The sequence below is a fragment of the Microbacterium sp. K2 genome, from assembly GCF_051365005.1.
GTDB classification, from domain to species: Bacteria; Actinomycetota; Actinomycetes; order Actinomycetales; family Microbacteriaceae; genus Microbacterium; species Microbacterium foliorum_B.
This window is the reverse complement of record NZ_JBLWII010000001.1, coordinates 623409-638211: the sequence shown is the minus strand read 5'-3', so window position 1 is coordinate 638211 and position 14803 is coordinate 623409. Positions and strand designations below refer to the sequence as shown.

Sequence of the window (14803 nt, the reverse complement as noted above, 5' to 3'; positions counted from 1 at the left end):
CTCGCAGAAGGCACCGGCGCGCCGCCCGTCATTCCACGCGGAAGAGTCGCATGGAGGTGCCGGGGATGGGCAGGATGTCGCCCGGGGCGAACACCTCACCGCCGTCATCCGGGCGGTCGTCGGCACTCGACCACAGCGAGACGAAGCGCGTCGCATCCTCGAGTTCCTCAGGGAGGCGCACGTCGATCGGCGACTCCGTGCCGTGCACGATGAGGAGGATCCGGTTGGCCGCCTCGCGATCGGGGGTCGAGGCAGCGACGTACTGGAGTGTCCGGTTGCCCGGGTCGGTCCACTGCTCGCTCTCCATCGTCTCGCCGTTCTGGTCGAACCAGTCCATGACGGAGGCGTTGGGGATGTGCTCGCCGAGTCGGGCATACCGGCTCGGACGCAGGGCAGGGTTCTCCGAACGGAGCTGGATGAGTCGAGCGACGTGCGCGCGGAGATCCTCCTGCCACGGCTCTTCATCCCATCCGAGCCAGGTCAGCGACGAGTCCTGGGCGTAGGCGTTGTTGTTGCCGCGTTGGGTGCGTCCGACCTCATCGCCGGCGGTGAGCATCGGGATCCCCGCGGACAGCAACAGGGTGCCGAGCAGATTGCGCATCGCCTTCCGACGGGCGGCGAGGATGGCCGGGTCGTCAGTCGGCCCCTCGATGCCGTGATTGAACGCGCGGTTCATGTCGGCGCCGTCGCGGTTCTGCTCGCCGTTGGCCTCGTTGTGCTTGACGTCGTACGACACGAGATCGTGCAGCGTGAATCCGTCGTGTGCCGTGACGAAGTTGATGCTCGCGAGCGGGCCCCGTTCGTCGGCGAAGGTGTTGGAGGAGCCTGCGAGACGCGTGGCGAAACCGCCGATGCCGACGGGAGCGGAGGCGCGGCGCGCGTAGTCGATGTCACTCAGCCAGAAGTTGCGCACGCGGTCGCGGTAGCGGTCGTTCCACTCCAGCCAGCCCTTGGGGAAGTTCCCCGTCTGCCAGCCGCCCATGCCGACGTCCCACGGCTCCGCGATGAGCTTGGTCTCCTTGAGGATCGGATCGTTCGCGATCGCCGTGAGCAGCGGGTGATCCGGCGTGTAGGTGTGTGAGGCGTCGCGGGCGATGGCGGCGGCGAGGTCGAAACGGAATCCGTCGATCTGCATCTCCTGCGCCCAGTAACGCAGCGAGTCGAGCACGAGTCGGGCGCCGGCGTCGGTCGAGGTGTCGAGCGTGTTGCCGCACCCCGTCGTGTCGATGTAGGCGCCGGACGCGTCCTGTCGGTAGTAGCTCGCGTTGTCGATCCCACGCAGACTCGAGCGAGGGCCTCCGAGTCCTTCCTCCGAGGTGTGGTTGTAGACGACGTCGAGGATGACCTCGAGTCCTGCCTCGTGGAGCAGTCGCACCATGCCCTTGAACTCGGCGAGAACGGCCTCAGGGCCGCCCTTGCGTGCGTCCTCCGACGCGTAGGCGTTGTGCGGCGTGAAGAAGTTGAGGGTGTTGTAGCCCCAGTAGTTCGTGAGGCCGCGCTCGAGCAACCGGGGCTCGGGCACGAACGCCTGAACGGGAAGCAGCTCGATCGAGGTGATCCCGAGAGAGTGGAAGTACTCGATCATGGCCGGGTGCGCGAGTCCGGCGTACGTGCCGTGCAGAGCGGGCGGCACATCGGGGTGGCGTTTGGTCAGCCCCTTCAGATGGCCTTCATAGATCACCGTCCGGTCGAGCGGGATTCGCGGCTTGACGGAGTCGCCCCAGTCGAACCCGTCGACGATCACGACGGAGCGCCACTCCTCGTAGCCGTCGCCTTGGGCGAGACCGCGGGCATAAGGATCGAGGAGGAGCGTCTCGGGGTTGAAGGTGTTGCCAGGGCCGTGCGGACCTCCGACGCGGATGGCGTATCGGGTGCCGGGTTGGAGCAGCTCGGTGGTCACCTCCCAGATACCCCCGGGAAGGCGTGCGAGGTCGACCTGATCGATGACCCAGTCGAGGTCGGTGGCATCGAAGACGACGAGCTCGATGGAGGACGCGTTCTGCGACCAGACGCGGAGTGTTCCGACGCCGTCGTGAAGGCGAACGCCGAGGTTGTCGAGTGCAGTACCGCCGGGCACGGTGATGTCTCGGATCGCGGGCATGAATACACCATAGGGTGCTGCGCTCGGGTGCCAGGACACCGTGCACTCAGTTCCATGTGCACCCCGGGCGATGAAAATGCGGGAGAGTTGAAGGATGCAGCACTATCTCGATCACGCCGCGACGACCCCGCTGCGCCCCGAGGCGCGCGAGGCGTGGCTGGAGGCGAGCGCGATGGTCGGCAATGCGTCGTCGACCCACGGCGCGGGGCAGGACGCTCGACGACTGCTCGAGGAGGCGCGTGAACGCTCTGCTGCTGTGCTCGACTGCGATCCCATCGAGGTCGTCTTCACCTCCGGCGGCACCGAGTCGATCAATCTCGCACTGCAGGGGCTGTGGCAGGCGCGCCGACCGGGGACGGACGCCATCGTGATGCCGGATGCTGAGCATCACGCCACCATGGACACCGTCGAGGCGCTGATCGGGGCGGGAGCAGTTCTGCGCGCTGTACCGGTATATCGCACGGCGGAGATCGATGCGGGGGATTTCACCGATCAGCTTCCGGGTGCGGCGCTGGCGACTGCGCTCGTCGCCAACAACGAGGCGGGAACGATCAATGACGCCGTGGAACTGGCGTCGTCTGCCGCGGCGCGTCTCGTTCCCCTTCACTTCGACGCCGTGTCGGCGCTCGGCCATCTTCCGCTCTCCTTCCGAGCGCTGAGAGGCGATGCCCCGGATGCGGCCGGTCTGGTGGCGATGAGCGTCGCAGGACACAAGATCGGGGCGCCTGTCGGTGTCGGTGCATTGGTCGTAGCTCGCACGGCGCGGCTCTCCGCGCTCCTTCGCGGGGGCGCGCAGCAGCGAGGGCTCCGTGCCGGGACGCAGGACGTCGCGGGGGCGGCGGCGTTCGCCACAGCGCTCGAACTCGCGGAGTCGGAGCAGGAGTCGGAGTCGACTCGACTGGCGGCTCTGCGCGACCGGCTGGTCAGCGGCATCACGAGACGAGTGCCGCAGGCAGAACTGCTGGGCGATGCCTCGCGGCGGCTTCCGGGCAACGCGCAGCTCCTCTTCCCCGGCGCGGTGGGGGAGAGCCTGCTGTTCCTGCTCGACATGGCGGGGATCGCTGCATCGACCGGATCGGCGTGCCAGGCAGGAGTCGCAGAGCCGTCGCACGTGGTGATGGCCATGGGACGCAGCGAGCAGGATGCACGCAGCGTGCTCCGGTTCTCGCTGGGACGCACCTCGACGGATGCCGACGTCGACGCTGTTCTCGCATCGATCGCCGACGCCTATGCGAGGGCTTCCGGCTCCGGCTCAGCCGCGCGCTCGTAGACTGGCTCCATGAGGATTCTTGCGGCCATGAGTGGCGGAGTGGACTCCGCCGTCGCGGCCGCGCGTGCCGTGGAGGCGGGACACGACGTCGTCGGAGTGCATCTCGCGCTGTCCCGCGCCGGCGGGACCCTGCGCACCGGAAGCAGAGGCTGCTGCACCATCGAGGATGCTCTCGACGCGCGCCGCGCGGCAGATCTGCTCGGCATCCCCTTCTACGTCTGGGATTTCTCCGAGCGGTTCCGCGAAGACGTGATCGCCGACTTCGTCTCGGAGTACCAGGCCGGGCGCACTCCCAACCCCTGCATGCGCTGCAACGAGAAGATCAAGTTCGCCGCCCTCCTCGAACGCGCGATCGAACTCGGCTTCGACGCGGTGTGCACGGGGCACTACGCCACCCTTGTTCCCACCGAGGGCGGCCTCGAGCTGCATCGTGCGGCCGACAATGCGAAGGATCAGTCGTACGTGCTCGGCGTGCTGACCGCCGAGCAGCTGGCGCACACCTACTTCCCCCTCGGCACGACGCCGTCGAAGGCTGTCGTCCGGGCAGAGGCCGCGGAGCGCGGGTTGACGGTCGCGCAGAAGCCCGACAGCCACGACATCTGCTTCATCCCCGACGGCGACACGCGCGGTTGGCTGGCCGAGAAGGTCGGCACAGCGACGGGTGAGGTCGTCGACCGCACGGGTGAGGTGGTGGGCTCGCACGAGGGTGCGCATGCGTTCACGGTGGGCCAGCGTCGTGGGCTCAAGCTCGGTGTTCCGGCGGCGGACGGCAAGCCGCGATTCGTCCTCGAAGTGCGTCCGGTGTCGAACACGGTGGTGGTCGGACCGAAGGAGGCGCTCGCGATCCGCGAGATCGCCGGTGAGCGATTCAGCTGGGCGGGAGCAGCTCCCGTGGACTTCGAGTTCGACTGCGAGGTGCAGATCCGGGCTCATGCCGAACCCGAGCCCGCTCGGGCCTTCGTCTCCTCCGACGGCGTGCGCGTCGTACCCGACGAGCCTCTGAACGGCGTCGCGCCGGGACAGACGGCGGTCCTGTACGTCGGCACTCGTGTGCTCGGTCAGTTCACGATCGACCGCACGGTGTCTGCGGTACCGGTCGACGCGTAGCGCCTCCCGCGGGATGTCGGTGGCCGCTCGTAGACTTGCGGGGTGCCGGAGAACATCTCGTTGGAAGACGCCCGTGTCGAAGCGGACGAGCTGACCACTCGCATCCTCGAAGCGAAGGACGCGTACTACGGGCGCGACACGTCGCTGGTCGATGACGCGACGTATGACGGCTGGATGCGCAGGCTCGAAGAGCTCGAACGCCTGCACCCCGAGCTCCAGGGGCAGGACTCGCCCACGCAGATGGTGGGCGCCGCCGAAGCGACGGGTCTCGCGACGATCGAGCACGCCGAGCGGATGCTGAGCCTCGACAATGTGTTCTCGATCGACGAGTTGAGGGAATGGGCTGCGAAGACGCGGGCCTCGGCAGGGCGTGACATCGACTGGTTGACCGAGCTGAAGATCGACGGACTCGCGATCAATCTCCGCTACGAGAACGGCCGCCTGACGTCCGCCGCGACGCGAGGCGATGGGCGCGTCGGCGAGATCGTGACCGAGAACGCTCTGCGGCTGCCCGAGATACCGCTCGAGCTCTCGGGCACGGGGCATCCGGAGATCGTCGAGGTGCGCGGGGAGGTCTTCATCCCGGTCGCGGCATTCGAGCGCCTGAACGCGGCTCAAGCCGAGTTCCGCGAGCGCGCGTATGCAGACGCGCACGCGCGGTGGGAGGCGCGTGTCGGGGCGAAGAAGCCCTTCGACGAAGAGAAGGCTCGCACGGCTGCGGCGCGACGCTTCCCGTCGTTCGCGAATCCTCGCAACGCGGCGAGCGGCGGTCTGCGCCAGCAGATCGAGAAGAAGAACGGACTCGAGCTCGAGGCGGGCATGCTCCGCATCGAGTCGCTCGCCCTCTACGTGCACGGCATCGGCGCCTGGCCCGATCCGCCGGTCGCGGCGCAGAGTCAGGTGTACGAGCGGCTCGCGAAATGGGGGCTCCCCACGAGCCCGCACACGAAGGTCTGCACGAGCATCGACGAGGTCGTGGCGTTCGTCGAGCATTTCGGTGAGCACCGACACGACATCGAGCACGAGCTCGACGGCATCGTGGTCAAGGTCGACGAGCTCTCGCTGCACGATGAGCTCGGCGCCACGAGTCGGGCTCCGCGATGGGCGATCGCGTACAAGTACCCGCCCGAGGAGGTGCAGACGAAACTGCTCGACATCGTCGTGTCGGTCGGTCGCACGGGCCGTGCCACTCCGTTCGCGGTGATGGCGCCCGCACAGGTCGCCGGATCAGTCGTCAGGCAGGCCACCCTCCACAACAAGGACGTCGTCAAGGCGAAGGGGGTGCTGATCGGTGACACCGTCGTGCTCCGTAAGGCAGGAGACGTGATCCCCGAGGTGCTGGGGCCGGTGGTCGAGAAACGCGACGGCACGGAGCGCGAGTTCGTGATGCCGGCCGAGTGCCCGGAGTGCGGGACGCCGCTGCGATCGATGAAAGAGGGCGACATCGATCTGCGCTGCCCCAATGCGAGGTCCTGTCCCGCACAGGTGCGCGGCCGCGTCGAGCACATCGGCTCGCGGGGTGCGCTCGACATCGAAGCCCTCGGAGAAGTCACCGCGGCCGCGCTCACTCAACCGACATCGCCCGCCGTTCCGCCCCTCGAGACAGAGGCCGGTCTGTTCGCGTTGACGCTCGATGAGATCGTGCCGATCGAGCTGTTCGTGCGGGACGCCGAGACGGGGCTGACGAAGGAAGACGAAGACGGTCTGGTCAAGACGAGGGCTCCGTTCCGGCGCAACCCGACCGCTGCTGAGAAGAAGTCAGGACTCGAAGGTCCACAGCCGTCGTCGCAGGCGGTGACTCTGCTCGCAGAGCTCGAGAAGGCGAAGACGAAGGATCTCTGGCGCCTTCTCGTCTCGCTCAACATCCGCCACGTCGGGCCGGTTGCGGCGAGAGCGCTGGCGCAGTGGTTCGGTTCGCTCGACGCGATTCGCGCGGCATCCCGCGATGAGCTCGCTGCAGTCGAAGGCGTCGGCGGCATCATCGCGGACTCCCTGCTCGCATGGTTCGATGTCGACTGGCACCAGGAGATCGTGCGACGGTGGACCGAAGCCGGCGTTCAGTGGTCCACGCCAGGGCACCCGGGCCCAGGCGCGGCAGTGGTCGAGGGCGGCGTGCTGGACGGGATCACCGTCGTCGCCACGGGCTCGCTCGACGGCTACACGCGTGACGGCGCGCAGGAGGCCATCATCAAAGCCGGTGGCAAGGCGGCATCGAGTGTCTCGAAGAAGACCGACTTCGTCGCCGCGGGGCCGGGCGCGGGGTCGAAGCTCGGCAAGGCCGAGGAACTGGGCATCCGGATCCTCGACGCCGCCCAGTTCCACGTGCTCGTGACCGAAGGACCGGACGCGCTGGGATGAAGCGCTACGGGCCCCTGATCGTGGTGCCGGGTGCTCTCGCGGTCGGCGACCCGGGCAGACATCATCTGCGTCTCACGCAAGACGCGCTTCTCTTCCGTGAGGGCGCGGAGAACCGCGGGATCGTGGCGTGGGACCAGGTCGAGAAGATCCTGCTCGACGTGCCGACGACCCGCTTCCGCCTGCCCGGGCTCGTGGGCACTGTGCTGCTCGGAGCCCTGACCTTCATCGCCCTGTCTGATCTGGGCGTGGACCCGGATGACGGTGCCGTTGATGTGCAGATCGACGGGGAATCGACGACCGTGCCATTGAGTCGTCACCATGTCGGCGGATACTGGGCTCCGACAGTAGACGGCGCCCACAAGCTGCTGCAGCACCTCATCGACCACCCGGAGCAGCGATCGCTGCTCGCTCGACCGGAGTCGCTGCTCGATGTCGCCGCGCGCCTGGCACGCAGCGGGGCGTCAGGAACCTCAGGCTCCTGACGCGACTATGCGTCGGCGATGCGCTGGAGCAACTTCGGCGATCCGGCGAACCCGAGCCTCTGATAGACCGGAACAGCGCGCTCGCTCGAGTGCACGGTGACCCGGGAGGCGTCGGCGCTGAGAGCGTGGGCGGTCGCTGCGTCGACGAGCGCGGTGCCTGCGCCGCCGCCACGATGCTCGGGCATCACGAAGACGCTCTGGATGTCTGCCGAGAGGCGGTTGCTCGCACCAGGGCTCGGCACGCGCGGGAGCAGCGCGACCCACGCGGCGCCGACTGGGGCGCCCTCCGTTCGGGCCACGAACGCGAAGTGCGTGTCCCTATGGGCTTCCCACCAAGACGCCAGCGCTTCCGCGAACGAGTCGAACTCCGCCGTGTCGGCCTTGTCAGTGGTTCGGTCGATCCACTTCAAGCGCGCCAGGTCCCGGACGTCCGCGGGGCCGGCGCGCTCGATGTGCATGTGGCCGATCAGTCCTTGTGGCGCGGCTTGCGGAACGGCTTCTCGCCGCGGTCATCGGTGCGTGCCGGACGGTCATTGCGGTCGTATCGCGGACGTTCGTCGCGGCTGCCCGAGGAATCACGGGGTCCGTCGTTGCGTCGCGAGGCCGGGCCGCGGTCGGGCTTGATCTCGATCAGTCGACCCGAGATGCGGGTGTCCCTGAGCTTGTCGAGCACCGAGGAGTCGAGATTCGCGGGCAGTTCGACCACCGTGAAGTCCGGCCGGATGTTGATGGCGCCGAAGTCGTCGCGGCCGAGGCCGCCCTCGTTGGCGAGCGCGCCGACGATCTGACGCGGCTCGACGCGGTGACGCCGACCGACCTCGATGCGGTACGGCTTGTAGTCGCCCCGTCCCCGGCGCTCGCGAGGCTCGCGGGTCTCCCGCTGGTCACGCGTGTTGCGTTCGCGCGGCGGACGGTTGTCGAACTCGACCGCCTTCGTCAGCGGGTCATCCGACGGGTCGAGCAGCAGCGGAGTGTCACCCTGTGCGACGACCGCGAGCGCCGCGGCCACATCGGCCTCCGGCACGTCGTGGTTGCGCACATAGTGGGCGATGATGTCGCGGAACTTCTCGATCCGCGGGCCATCGCCGAGCGCGGTCGTGATCGCGTCGTCGAATCGGGCGAGACGCGTTGTGTTGACGTCGTCCATGCTGGGCAGCTGCATCTGCGCCGGCTGTTGGCGGGTCGCCTTCTCGATCGACTTGAGCAGGTAACGCTCGCGCGGGGTGATGAAGCTGATCGCGTCGCCCTTGCGCCCAGCGCGGCCGGTGCGCCCGATGCGGTGCACGTACGACTCGGTGTCGGTGGGGATGTCGAAGTTGATGACGTGGCTGATGCGCTCGACGTCGAGACCGCGGGCGGCGACGTCCGTCGCGACGAGGATGTCGAGCTTGCCGTCCTTGAGCTGGTTGACGCTGCGCTCGCGCTGCACCTGTGCGACGTCGCCGTTGATCGCGGCGGCCGAGTATCCGCGGGCGCGCAACTTCTCGGCGAGGGTCTCGGTCTCGTTCTTGGTGCGGACGAACACGATCATGCCGTCGAAGTTCTCGACCTCGAGGATGCGGGTCAGCGCATCGACCTTCTGGGCGTACGACACCACCAGGTAGCGCTGCGTGATGTTGGTGCCGGTCGCGGTCTTCGACTTGATGCTGATCTCTTCGGGATCGCGCAGGTACTTCTGTGCGAGGCGGCGGATCTGCGGGGGCATCGTCGCGGAGAACAGAGCGACCTGCTTCTCGACGGGCGTCTGCGCGAGGATCTGCTCGACGTCTTCAGCGAAGCCCATCTTCAGCATCTCATCGGCCTCGTCGAGCACCAGGTACTGCAGCTGGGAGAGGTCGAGAGTGCCCTTGGCGAGGTGGTCCATGATGCGGCCGGGCGTTCCGACGATCACGTGCACGCCGCGGCGCAGAGCAGAGAGCTGCACGCCGTAGGCCTGGCCGCCGTAGACCGGCAGCATGTGCACACCCTTCATCTTCGACGCGTACGACTCGAAGGCCTCGCAGACCTGCAGGGCGAGTTCGCGCGTCGGAGCGAGCACCAGCGCCTGAGGCGTCTTCTGCGAGACGTCGAGGCGCTCCAGTACGGGGAGCGCGAAGGCCGCGGTCTTTCCCGTTCCGGTCTGCGCCATGCCGACGACATCGCGACCGGAGAGAAGGGTCGGGATCGTCGCGGCCTGGATGGGGGAGGGGGTCTCGTAGCCGAGGTCGCGGATCGCCTTGAGGACGGGTCCGGTGATACCGAGTTCCTCGAATCCAGGGGTCTCGGGGGCGTCGGTGGGTACAGCGTCTTCAGGAGTCACTGACCAAGGGTAGCGCGTCCCCGGTTTCCACGCCTGTGAGGGCGCCCTCAGGACCCGGAGGTCAGCGCGAGGAGCTTCTCCTTCACCTGCCGCCGAAGGACTTTTCCGATCAAGGACTTCGGCAGTTCGTCCACGACGAAGACACGGCGGGGCACCTTGTAGGGGGTGAGGATGCTGCGCGCGTGCTCGCGGATCGCCTCGACGTCCACGTCCGCTCCCGCGTCGACGACGATCGCGGCGACGACCTCCTCGCCGGAGTGGTCGCTCGGCAGGCCCACCACCGCGGCATCCGCGACCTGAGGGTGCTGTCGCAGCGCGTTCTCCACCTCGGTCGGCGCGACGTTGAAGCCGCCGGTGATGATGAGCTCCTTGATGCGGTCGACGATTCTGATGAACCCCGCGTCGTCCACCGTCACGATGTCTCCGGTGCGGAACCAGTCGTCGACGAAGACTGCCTCGGTCTCTTCCGGTTTGCCGTAGTACCCCGAGAACACCTGCGGACCGCGCACCAGGAGCTCGCCCGCTGCGCCGGGTTCGACATCGACGGTCGGGTTCTCGGGATCGACCACGCGGCACTCGGTGCCGGGCAACGGAAGCCCGACGGTGCCGGGCACACGGTTGTCCGCGACCGGATTCGCCATCAGGACGGGGGAGCACTCGCTGAGCCCGTAGCCCTCGACGAGGAAGCCATGAGTCGCAGCCTCGAACGGGACCACCAGCTCGTGCGGCAGCGCCATCGCGCCGGAGATCGCGACCTCGATGCCGTCGAGCGACACGCCCTTGGCATTCGCCGCAGTGAGCAGCCGATCCGCGATCGGGGGCACGAGCGGAAGGAACGTCGCGGGGTGCTTCTTCATGACATCGAGCACGAGGTCCGGATCGAACTTCGGGAACAGCACGAGTCGTGCACCCATCGACATCGCGAAGGTCAGACACAGAGTGAGGCCGTAGGCGTGGAACATCGGCAGCACCGCGTACACGACGCAGCCCTTGCCGCGCTGGATCGACGGCACCCAGGCCTGCGACTGGGCGGCGTTCGCGAGGAGGTTCCCGTGGGTGAGCGCCGCCCCCTTGGGGGTGCCGGTGGTGCCCGACGTGTACTGAATGATCGCCAGATCGCCGGTGGCCGGCTTCGAATGAGTCCCCGAAATGGGTGACGACCGCACGAGGGAGTCCCAGCTGACGGTGCCGCGGACGCGCTCGGTGAGCGCTGCGCGCGACTCGCGTGCTTTGGCCACCGGCAGTCGCAGCGCCGCGCGGGTCAGAAGGGGCATCGCCCGGGTGACATCCACGGAGATGAGATTCGTCACCGCGAGATCCGCAGGGAACTCCTGCACCGTGGACACGACTTTGTTCCAGACGATCGCGTGCTTCGCGCCGTGGTCCTCGAATTGCTTCCGCAGCTCGCGCGGCGTGTAGAGCGGGTTGTGTTCGACCACCACCGCGCCCAGACGGAGCACCGCGTAGAACGCGACGATGTGCTGCGGGCAGTTCGGCAGGACGATCGCCACCGGATCCCCGGAGCGTACTCCCAGGTCGCGCAGACCCTCGGCGGCGCGGTCGATCGCATCCTGCAGCTGTGCATAGGTCGTCTCGCGGCCGAAGAACTGCAGCGCGGGGGCATCCGGGTAGTCACGAGCCGATGCTGCGACGATGTCGATCAGCGATCCCGAGACGGGGGCGAGGTCGTCGGGGACGCCGTCCGCGTAGCTGGCGATCCATGGGCGGGGAGGCTGGTACGAGCTCACCTGCCCAGCATAGGGCGGGCCCCGCTCGACTGCGGGGGGATGCCGGGCACGGCAACTAGACTTGAGCCGTGTCTGAAATCACCCCTGATCTTGTGCGCCATCTCGGCGTGCTCGCGCGCATCCAGCTCAACGACGACGAGGTGACCCGGCTGACGGGCCAGCTCGATGCCATCGTCGACAACATCGCGAAGGTGTCGGAGGTCGCAAGCCCCGACGTCGCCGCGACGAGTCATCCGATCCCGCTGAGCAACGTCTACCGCCCCGATGTGGTGGGCGAGACGCTCACGCACGAACAGGTGCTCCAGAACGCGCCGGACCAGGCCGACGGCCGGTTCCGCGTCACCGCGATCCTGGGAGAAGAACAGTGAGCGACATCATCCGGATGACCGCAGCCGAGCTTGCGGACAAGCTCGCCAGTCGTGAGATCTCCAGCGTCGAGGCGACGCGCGCGCACCTCGACCGCATCGCCGCCGTCGACGGCGATGTCCACGCGTTCCTGCACGTGAACGAGGGCGCACTCGATGCCGCCGCGGCCGTCGACACCCGGCGGGCGGCGGGCGAGCAGCTCGGCCCCATCGCCGGTGTGCCGCTCGCGATCAAGGACGTGCTGGTCACGACCGACCAGCCGACTACGAGCGGTTCGCGGATCCTCGAGGGCTATCGCTCGCCGTACGACGCGACCGTCGTCGCTCGTTCGCGCGCCGCGGGACTCATCCCGCTCGGCAAGACCAACATGGATGAGTTCGCCATGGGGTCGTCCACCGAGCACTCCGCCTACGGCCCCACCCGCAATCCCTGGGACCTCGATCGCATCCCCGGCGGCTCAGGCGGTGGATCGGCTGCGGCTGTCGCCGCTTTCGAGGCTCCGCTGGCGCTCGGTTCCGACACCGGTGGATCCATCCGTCAGCCCGCGCACGTGACCGGCACGGTCGGCGTCAAGCCCACCTACGGCGGCGTCAGCCGCTACGGCGCGATCGCGCTCGCCTCCAGCCTCGACCAGGTCGGACCCGTGACGCGCACGGTGCTCGACGCAGGTCTGCTGCATGACGCGATCGGCGGTCACGACCCGAAGGACTCCACCTCGCTGCGCGACGAGTGGCCCTCGTTCGCGGATGCCGCTCGTGAGGGCGCACGCGGAGATGTGCTCAAGGGGCTCAAAGTCGGCGTGATCCGCGAGCTGCCCGACAGCGGCTTCCAGGCCGGCGTCGCCGAGTCGTTCCGCAGCGCGCTCGCGCTCATGGAAGCTCAGGGCGCAGAGATCGTCGAGATCGGTGCACCCCATTTCGAGTACGGCGTGGCCGCGTACTATCTGATCCTCCCCGCCGAGGCGTCCAGCAACCTCGCGAAGTTCGACTCCGTGCGCTTCGGCCTGCGAGTCACCCCCGACGGCAACCCGACGGTCGAGGACGTCATGTCCGCGACGCGCGATGCCGGCTTCGGCGACGAGGTGAAGCGACGCATCATCCTCGGCACCTATGCGCTGTCGGCCGGATACTACGACGCCTACTACGGCAGCGCCCAGAAGGTCCGCACGCTCATCCAGCAGGACTTCGCGAACGCCTTCGCCGATGTCGACATCATCGCGACGCCGTCGGCTCCGACGACCGCGTTCAAGATCGGCGAGAAGATCGACGATCCGCTGCAGATGTACCTCAACGACATCACGACGATCCCGGTGAACCTCGCCGGCGTCCCGGGGATCTCGATTCCCAGCGGCCTCGCGGCAGAGGACGGACTGCCCGTCGGCATCCAGTTCATCGCGCCGGCGCGGGAGGACGCCCGCCTCTACAAGGTCGGCGCAGCAGTCGAGACACTTCTCGTCGATTCGTGGGGAGCACCGCTCCTCACGCGTGCACCCCAGCTCGTGGGAGGGACCCGCTGATGGCCACCGCCAAGCTCATGGACTTCGACAAGGCGCTGGAGTTGTTCGAGCCCGTTCTCGGGTTCGAGGTGCACGTCGAGCTGAACACCAACACGAAGATGTTCTCGGACGCGCCGAACCCGGCGAACGAGGCTTATCACGCGGCTGAGCCGAACACGCTGATCGCGCCGGTCGACCTCGGTCTTCCCGGTTCTCTGCCCGTCGTGAACGAGACCGCGATCCGCTCGTCGATCAGCCTCGGTCTCGCACTGGGCTGCTCGATCGCACCGTCGAGCCGCTTCGCGCGGAAGAACTACTTCTATCCCGACCTGGGCAAGAACTACCAGATCTCGCAGTACGACGAGCCGATCGCGTTCGAGGGCGAGGTCGAGGTCGAGCTCGAAGACGGAACCATCGTGCAGATCCCGATCGAGCGCGCGCACATGGAGGAGGACGCCGGCAAGCTCACCCACATGGGAGGGGCCACCGGACGCATCCAGGGCGCCGAGTACTCGCTCGTCGACTACAACCGCGCAGGCGTCCCGCTCGTCGAGATCGTCACCAAGGTCATCTTCGGCACCGAGCACCGCGCACCCGAGGTGGCCAAGGCCTACGTCGCGACCATCCGTGACATCGTCCGCAGCCTCGGGATCTCGGAGGCCCGCCTGGAGCGCGGCAACCTCCGCTGCGATGCCAACATCTCGCTGCGCCCCCGCGGCCAGGAGAAGCTCGGCACGCGCACCGAGACGAAGAACGTCAACTCGATGCGCTCGGTCGAGCGCGCCGTGCGTTACGAGATCCAGCGTCAGGCGCAGATCCTCGCCGACGGCGGCACGATCACGCAGGAGACCCGGCACTGGCACGAGGACACCGGCACGACCTCGCCCGGTCGTCCCAAGTCGGATGCCGATGACTACCGGTACTTCCCCGAGCCCGATCTGCTTCCCGTGGAGCCTGCTGCAGAGCTGATCGAAGAGCTCCGAGCGCAGCTGCCCGAACAGCCCGTGGCCCGTCGGCGCCGGCTGATGGCCGAGTGGGGTTTCACCGATCTGGAGTTCCAGGACGTGCGTAACGGCGGTCTGCTGGAGGTCGTCGAGGCGACGATCGCCGCCGGGGCGACCCCTGCCACTGCACGCAAGTGGTGGACGGGTGAGATCAGCCGACTCGCGAACACGCAGGAGAAGGACGCCACGGAGCTGATCTCCCCTGAGAACGTCGCGGCGCTGCAGAAGCTCGTCGACGCGGGGACTCTCACCGACAAGCTGGCTCGCCAGGTGCTCGAGGGAGTCATCGCCGGCGAGGGAACGCCGCAGGAGGTCGTCGACAGCCGCGGACTCGCCGTCGTCTCGGACGATGGCGCGCTGATCGCAGCCATCGACGAGGCGCTGGCGGCCCAGCCCGACGTGCTCGCCAAGATCAAGGACGGCAAGGTCCAAGCGGCCGGCGCCGTGATCGGGGCCGTGATGAAGGCGATGAAGGGCCAGGCGGACGCGGCCCGAGTCCGCGAGCTCGTCCTCGAGCGCGCTGCGCAGTAACCGGATCCCCCGGACCTCATGTCTGAGGTCCGGGGGAGAATG

11 protein-coding genes are annotated in these 14803 nt (G+C 67.9%); 7 read left to right on the top strand and 4 right to left on the bottom strand.

Annotated features, from left to right (window positions below):
- Positions 1 to 28 precede the first annotated feature (28 nt).
- A complete protein-coding gene (glgX, locus tag ACLKOY_RS03270) occupies positions 29 to 2101 on the bottom strand; it encodes a glycogen debranching protein GlgX (RefSeq protein WP_436452411.1) in 2073 nt (690 codons plus the stop codon).
- Between the two features lie 94 nt (positions 2102 to 2195).
- Between glgX and ACLKOY_RS03265 the strand changes: the two genes are divergently transcribed.
- Genes ACLKOY_RS03265 through ACLKOY_RS03250 form a run of 4 tightly spaced genes read left to right on the top strand, consistent with a single transcriptional unit; the run spans position 2196 to position 7318 of the window.
- Positions 2196 to 3371, top strand: coding sequence for a cysteine desulfurase family protein (locus ACLKOY_RS03265; RefSeq protein ID WP_436452410.1), 1176 nt, complete (start codon positions 2196 to 2198; stop codon positions 3369 to 3371).
- Between the two features lie 9 nt (positions 3372 to 3380).
- Entirely contained in the window at positions 3381 to 4478 is a 1098-nt protein-coding gene (gene mnmA, locus ACLKOY_RS03260; RefSeq protein WP_436452409.1) for a tRNA 2-thiouridine(34) synthase MnmA, read from the top strand.
- 42 nt (positions 4479 to 4520) lie between these two features.
- Positions 4521 to 6836 (top strand): NAD-dependent DNA ligase LigA, encoded by a 2316-nt coding sequence (gene ligA, locus ACLKOY_RS03255; RefSeq protein ID WP_436452408.1) that lies wholly within the window; start codon positions 4521 to 4523, stop codon positions 6834 to 6836.
- Entirely contained in the window at positions 6833 to 7318 is a 486-nt protein-coding gene (locus tag ACLKOY_RS03250; RefSeq protein WP_436452407.1) for a hypothetical protein, read from the top strand. The genes ligA and ACLKOY_RS03250 overlap by 4 nt, the downstream gene beginning before the upstream one ends.
- A 5-nt stretch (positions 7319 to 7323) precedes the next feature.
- On the opposite strand, the gene ACLKOY_RS03245 is transcribed toward ACLKOY_RS03250, so the two are convergent.
- Genes ACLKOY_RS03245 through ACLKOY_RS03235 form a run of 3 tightly spaced genes read right to left on the bottom strand, consistent with a single transcriptional unit; the run spans position 7324 to position 11365 of the window.
- A complete protein-coding gene (locus ACLKOY_RS03245; RefSeq protein WP_436452406.1) occupies positions 7324 to 7776 on the bottom strand; it encodes a GNAT family N-acetyltransferase in 453 nt (150 codons plus the stop codon).
- Between the two features lie 8 nt (positions 7777 to 7784).
- Entirely contained in the window at positions 7785 to 9617 is a 1833-nt protein-coding gene (locus tag ACLKOY_RS03240; RefSeq protein ID WP_436452405.1) for a DEAD/DEAH box helicase, read from the bottom strand.
- A 47-nt stretch (positions 9618 to 9664) separates the two neighbouring features.
- Positions 9665 to 11365 (bottom strand): long-chain-fatty-acid--CoA ligase, encoded by a 1701-nt coding sequence (locus ACLKOY_RS03235; protein WP_436452404.1) that lies wholly within the window; start codon positions 11363 to 11365, stop codon positions 9665 to 9667.
- Between the two features lie 68 nt (positions 11366 to 11433).
- On the opposite strand from ACLKOY_RS03235, the gene gatC reads away from it, so the two are divergent.
- Genes gatC through gatB form a run of 3 tightly spaced genes read left to right on the top strand, consistent with a single transcriptional unit; the run spans position 11434 to position 14761 of the window.
- Positions 11434 to 11733 carry an Asp-tRNA(Asn)/Glu-tRNA(Gln) amidotransferase subunit GatC gene (gene gatC, locus ACLKOY_RS03230; RefSeq protein ID WP_042536743.1) on the top strand — a complete coding sequence of 100 codons (300 nt, stop codon included), beginning with the start codon at positions 11434 to 11436 and terminating at the stop codon, positions 11731 to 11733.
- Positions 11730 to 13247, top strand: a complete 1518-nt coding sequence (gene gatA, locus ACLKOY_RS03225) for an Asp-tRNA(Asn)/Glu-tRNA(Gln) amidotransferase subunit GatA (protein WP_436452403.1) — start codon at positions 11730 to 11732, stop codon at positions 13245 to 13247. Before gatC ends, gatA begins: the two co-directional genes overlap by 4 nt.
- Positions 13247 to 14761: an Asp-tRNA(Asn)/Glu-tRNA(Gln) amidotransferase subunit GatB gene (gatB, locus tag ACLKOY_RS03220; RefSeq protein WP_140036986.1), complete on the top strand. Its 1515-nt coding sequence runs from the start codon at positions 13247 to 13249 to the stop codon at positions 14759 to 14761. The genes gatA and gatB overlap by 1 nt, the downstream gene beginning before the upstream one ends.
- Positions 14762 to 14803 lie beyond the last annotated feature (42 nt).